The sequence below is a fragment of the Paracoccus lichenicola genome, assembly GCF_009708075.1.
Classification (GTDB): domain Bacteria; phylum Pseudomonadota; class Alphaproteobacteria; order Rhodobacterales; family Rhodobacteraceae; genus Paracoccus; species Paracoccus lichenicola.
This window is the reverse complement of sequence record NZ_WMBT01000054.1, coordinates 1-1,167: the sequence shown is the minus strand read 5'-3', so window position 1 is coordinate 1,167 and position 1,167 is coordinate 1. Positions and strand designations below refer to the sequence as shown.

Sequence of the window (1,167 nt, the reverse complement as noted above, 5' to 3'; positions counted from 1 at the left end):
ATCGCAGCCCGGCCGGGTCAGGCGGGAAAGTGAAACAGCGATGCCGGCTTCAATCCCATAGCCAGCGTTCGATCGGAGCGGACAGCATCCTGCCTATGCAGTCGATCGCCCTGCACCGCGTCGATCTTGCGCTCAAAGGGAAGGGCAGGTCTGTCCCGCAAAGCAGAAGCTACTGCAGGCCTGAGGCCCTTGCCAGTTCTTCGCGGAAGACCTCCGCGGGTGTCCTGTAGCCCAAACATTTGCGCGGCGTGGCGTTCATGCGCTGCGCGAGGCCCCCGAACTCCTTTGGGTCTATCGTCAGCAAAATGGTGTCACGGGGAAGCCAGCGTCGGACGCGCCGGTTGGTGTTCTCGACCGTAGGCTTCTGCCAAGGTGCCTGCGGATCGCAGAACCACGCTTGCGCTCCAAGCCCTTTCTCAAGCTCGCGCCAGGAGACGAATTCCAGTCCCCGGTCGAAGGTCAGGCTCTGCCGGGCATCCCGGGGCAGGGGCGAGAGCAGGTCGATCAGCCTGTTCATGAGCGGCCTGGACCGACGGTCATTGTTGCGGAAGATAACCGTATAGCGGCTCATCCGCTCGACGACTGTGGCCACGTTGGCCGGACCATGCTCCTTGCGAAAGATCATCAGGTCAGCCTCCCAATGCCCAAAAACCTGCCGGTCCTTGACCGCCTGAGGACGGTTCCTGATCATGCAACGCTCAGGAAACACGAGGCTTCTTGGTTTGCGGGCGTAGCGCGCCTTTCGCTTGCGACGCCGCTCGGGAAGGTGGCGGCCCAGCTCCTGCGCCTGGCCTTCGGGTGAGTAGACATAGCGGTAGATGGTCTCGTGGCACACCCGGGGCCGACCACCTTCAAGACGCAAGCGTCCGGCAATCTGTTGGGGTGACCAGCCGGCCTTGAGCCCGGCGATCACGCCGTCGCGCAAGTCATTATCCTGGAGCAGCTTGGCCTGCCTTCTGCGGCGGCTGGCGGCGAGGTGCTGGGCATTCATGTGCCAGTAACCCGTCGCCATCGGCACTTCATCGTCGTGCCAGAAGTTGCGCCGGATCTCGCGATGGATGGTGGAGCGATGTCGGCCAAGTTGAACGGCGATCTGCGCCACGCTGATCTTGCGCTGCAGCATGGCCGCGACAATGCGACGCTCAGGAAGGGTCAGGTGCGGTGCCA

The 1,167-nt window shown here is 63.2% G+C and carries 1 protein-coding gene; it reads right to left on the bottom strand.

Annotated features, from left to right (window positions below):
- Positions 1-169: 169 nt before the first annotated feature.
- Entirely contained in the window at positions 170-1,156 is a 987-nt protein-coding gene (locus GIY56_RS18285; RefSeq protein ID WP_154766259.1) for an IS30 family transposase, read from the bottom strand.
- Positions 1,157-1,167 lie beyond the last annotated feature (11 nt).